The 4031-nt window shown below is 38.0% G+C and carries 6 protein-coding genes and 1 pseudogene; all 7 read left to right on the top strand.

Features of this window, described 5'->3' with window-relative positions:
- Positions 1-252, top strand: a pseudogene (locus tag AC1DND_RS25130) (LiaF transmembrane domain-containing protein); the annotation flags it as partial.
- A 23-nt stretch (positions 253-275) separates the two neighbouring features.
- Positions 276-623: a DUF4288 domain-containing protein gene (locus AC1DND_RS25125; protein ID WP_215128380.1), complete on the top strand. Its 348-nt coding sequence runs from the start codon at positions 276-278 to the stop codon at positions 621-623.
- Positions 624-716: 93 nt separating this feature from the next.
- Positions 717-1379, top strand: a complete 663-nt coding sequence (locus AC1DND_RS25120; protein ID WP_477585271.1) for a sensor histidine kinase — start codon at positions 717-719, stop codon at positions 1377-1379.
- A complete protein-coding gene (locus AC1DND_RS25115) occupies positions 1355-1888 on the top strand; it encodes a LytR/AlgR family response regulator transcription factor (protein WP_477585270.1) in 534 nt (177 codons plus the stop codon). Before AC1DND_RS25120 ends, AC1DND_RS25115 begins: the two co-directional genes overlap by 25 nt.
- Before the next feature lie 838 nt (positions 1889-2726).
- The gene (rpmH, locus tag AC1DND_RS25110) at positions 2727-2885 is read left to right on the top strand and encodes a 50S ribosomal protein L34 (RefSeq protein ID WP_010601723.1); all 159 of its coding nucleotides are present in this window, start codon (positions 2727-2729) and stop codon (positions 2883-2885) included.
- Positions 2886-2952: 67 nt separating this feature from the next.
- Entirely contained in the window at positions 2953-3351 is a 399-nt protein-coding gene (locus tag AC1DND_RS25105) for a ribonuclease P protein component (protein WP_477585269.1), read from the top strand.
- Complete coding sequence (gene yidD / locus AC1DND_RS25100; RefSeq protein ID WP_215128375.1) at positions 3335-3565, top strand: membrane protein insertion efficiency factor YidD; 231 nt, start codon at positions 3335-3337, stop codon at positions 3563-3565. Before AC1DND_RS25105 ends, yidD begins: the two co-directional genes overlap by 17 nt.
- The last annotated feature ends 466 nt before the right edge of the window (positions 3566-4031 follow it).

The raw sequence follows: 4031 nt of genomic DNA, 5'->3' as shown, positions 1-4031 counted from the left end.
GTATTTGGAGGAGCAGATATTGTAATGACTCAGGCTGATTTTCCTGAAACGGTATCGCTTGATGTAACGGCAGTTTTTGGAGGAATTAAATTAATTGTACCACAAAACTGGGCAATAAAATCGAATGTAACGGCATTATTTGGTAGCGTTGAAGATAAAAGATCACATGTAATGCCGGTAGCAGAGATGAAAAAAACATTGATTTTAGATGGGACAGCTTTATTTGGAKGGATCGAAATTAAAAGTTTCTAAACATTTATTATAAAACATCGCCTATGAAATGGTTTGCAGTAAATTGTATCTATCAGGTAATTTGTGGTGAGGGAAAACATACGCCCCAGTTTAATGAACAAACGCGTTTAATCCAGGCAGAGGGGATTGCGCAGGCTTTAGATAAAGCCAAATTAAATGCTATACATTTTAACCCATCTTTTAATAATTGTAATGGCGATAAAGTAGTATGGAAGTTTTTAGGTGTAGGTGGGATATCGGCAGTGGAAGAACTTGCTGATGGTGTAGAAGTAAGTTCCAGGATTGTTGAACCAAAATCGGTTGCGCAATACCTGGAAAAGCTAGCGCACCGCAATAAATCATTAACTAATCAAAACCATTTTGACAACTAGACCTTTATCCGTTCCGCAAATACAGAAAATCTGTACGTACTGATTATCACGCTCGCGCTTACTTTTGTGATTATTTTTGCATCAAAATATGTGGTGCTCTATATATTTTCTGATTATAAGGAGTATAAAGATTTTTACAATTTCTCTTTTGCCTTTAGGGGTTTAATTTCTTTTATGTGTTTAGTCTGGTGTGCTTTGGCTAATATTTTATGGTATAGATTAGAGGAGCAATCAGAAACACACGAAAGGCTATCGGCAGCTAAAAGTTTGGCCAAAGAGGCCGAGTTAAATAAGTTAAGACATCAATTACAGCCGCATTTTCTTTTCAATAGCTTAAACTCGGTATTTGCACTTACCATGGTTAATCCGAAGGAGGCAGGCGTAATGATAATGAAATTAGCTTCTTTTCTTCGCGGAACCCTAAAACGTGATGACGAATTGTGGGTTTCTGTAGAAGAAGAAATGGAGTATATTCAATTGTATCTTGATATTGAAAAGGTGAGGTTTAGCCACAGGTTAAATATCGAAGTTAATGTGGCTGAAGATACTTTAAACCTTTGTTTGCCAGGTACTTTATTGCAGCCCATTGTAGAGAATGCTATTAAATTCGGACTTTATAATACCTCGGCAGGCATTACCATCAAGATAGATGTTACTGTTGAGTATAATATTTTGCAGATCCGGGTACAAAATCCTTTTGATCCCGAAATGAAGGCTGCCGGAGGAACAGGATGGTTGAAGATAAACCTGCGGTAATTTTTACTACAGCTTTTGATGAATATGCCATTAAAGCTTTTGAGGTTAATGCAGTAGATTATTTGCTTAAACCCATCGATAAATCGCGCTTTGATGCAGCCATTAAAAAACTGCCTAACAAATTAAATCAAACCGAAAATACGGAGGCTGTTTTGGATGCGGCAGCTTTAAGTCCGGCCCAAAACAATAGGGTAGTGGTTAAAAAAGATGGCGTAATTAAAATTATTCCCGTTGCCGATATCAACTACTTAGAGGCTGATGATGATTATGTAAAATTAAGTACTGTTGACGGTGCTTTCTATAAGAACAAAACGATGGCTTATTTCGAACAAACGCTCGACGTGAGCCAGTTTATTCGTATCCATAGGTCTTATATCATTAACCTGGCCCAGGTGACCAAAATAGAGCTAAAAGAGAAAGATAGTTATGTAGTGCTGTTAAAGTCTGATATCTGGCTGCCGGTAAGCAAAACCGGCTATGTGAAATTGAAGGCTGCGTTGGGTTTGTAATTTACCCTTCGAATGAATCTATCGGTTGGTGTCTCACCGACCGAAATGAAATATTACCGAGTTTTTTGTTGGTCGATAACATACCGACCGATAGGGAAGATGAAAATCTTTTTTGGAAAGCAATTGAGTGCTAAAATTATTGTTAGCCCTGCTTTCCGTTACAATCTTTTTGCCCTTCGACTACGCGCTCCGTAGGAGTCCTTTGGACAGGGTGACAAAAAGGATTTCCACTCCCAATCAGGTTTGTTCTACGGCTGTCGTTGCTGCTATTTGGGCATCTCCCTTCTACCGTTTCATGTCGATACTAATTTAGGTACCTTTCTCTTCCATTGGGCAATGTAGTTAAGTTAAGCGTACGTTTGTCAGTCTGAGCCTGTCGAAGACCCTTACTAGTTGAAAACAAAAAACATTTGTCCTTCTACAGGCTACCATAGACAGAATCCATTAGCACGGTCGTCATTCCCGCGCAGGCGGGAATCTTAAAGCCCTTGCATTACGATTCCCAATCAAGTTGGGAATGACGATCTAACGCAGCCTACCGTTTGCCAAAAAGATCTGTCTTTAATATTGATTTTATGAAATAATTATCCCTCAGGATGACATTGCATCGAGATGGATTATGGGTGGAAAAAAATATTGATATTTTCGTTCCGTAAGGACGTTTGGTGAAATAATAAAACATACAAGCACATATTTTAAATACCCATAGGACATCTTTTTCAAAAGAATTATTACATTTGCACTTAAATAGAAAAAATAATAATTAATCACTATTGCATTTGTAGAGAAATCGCTTTATATTTGCACCTCTTAATTTTACAATAGATAATATACAGTCATGAAAAGAACATACCAACCTTCGCAAAGAAAGAGAAGAAACAAACACGGCTTCCGCGAAAGAATGGCAACAGCTAACGGCAGACGAGTATTAGCATCACGTCGTGCTAAAGGAAGAAAAAGATTAACGGTTTCTGACGAACGCAAGCATAAAGCATAATTTTTGATTGCTTTTCCGTTAATTCGGGATCGGCAGATCAAAATCTGCAGTTATCAATCAAAAATATATGTACACATTCAGGAAAGAAGAACGGTTATGCAGCAGGAAACATTTAGACCTGTTGTTTAAAAACGGTTCTTCTTTTTTATTATACCCCTTCCGGATTTCTTATCTTTTTGTCGATCAACCAGCTGATGTACAAGCACAAGTGGTAATCAACGTTCCTAAAAAAAGATATAAACGGGCAGTAGATCGCAATCTGCTCAAGCGCCGCATACGCGAAGCTTATCGCTTAAATAAACAAGATAAATTATATTTGCCTTTACCTACTGACAGGGGATTGCTTTTGATTTCTATTCAGTTTGTGGGTAAAGAAAAATACGATTTTACCTTTATCGAGAAAAAACTGATTGCTACTTTTAAACGCTTTCAAAATTTAATCCAGCCAAATGAAATTCATCAATAAAATTTTCGGATGGTTTTTTTTAGGTTTAATCAAGGTGTATCAATATGCCATTTCGCCAATGCTAGGCGCAAATTGCAGGTTTACGCCAACTTGCTCGCAGTATGGGATAGAAGCCATTAAAAAGCACGGACCATTTAAAGGCGGTTGGATGGCACTGAAACGCATTGGTCGTTGTCATCCATGGGGCAAACATGGTCACGATCCTGTTCCTTAAATGGGTTTATTAGTTCAGTTGTTCATTAGCCATTAGTTCATACTACATTCGTCGTTTCGGGGCAGGGGATATGAGCGAGCTGAAGAATCTTTTGGATTGTTAGGGGAGGAATTGATGCCAAATTTCAAGCTAATTCAATCAAAAAATTCGAATAAAGATCCTTCGACTCCGCTACCATTGACGTTATTTTGCAAATTACTATTAATCAATATTTTAACGGCTTTCGCATTTCCATCCAGCTGGGCCATAGCATTGTATCCCCGTTCTACTTAAATCCGGCCTAACAAATTTTTCGGACTGCACTTTCTGGCCGCACAACTGGCTTCAAAAGAAAACGGCGAAGCCCTCATGAATGCAGCTGAAAACTATAATACAAAATGAATAAATTTTCAGCCGGCATTTTTTGTTTTTTCATAGGCCTTTATGTTTTCAACGGCATTCAAGCTAGCTATGCTGGTCTTTTTGA

The organism is Pedobacter sp. 01N416, assembly GCF_056399685.1.
This window is presented reverse-complemented; position numbering and strand designations above follow the sequence as displayed.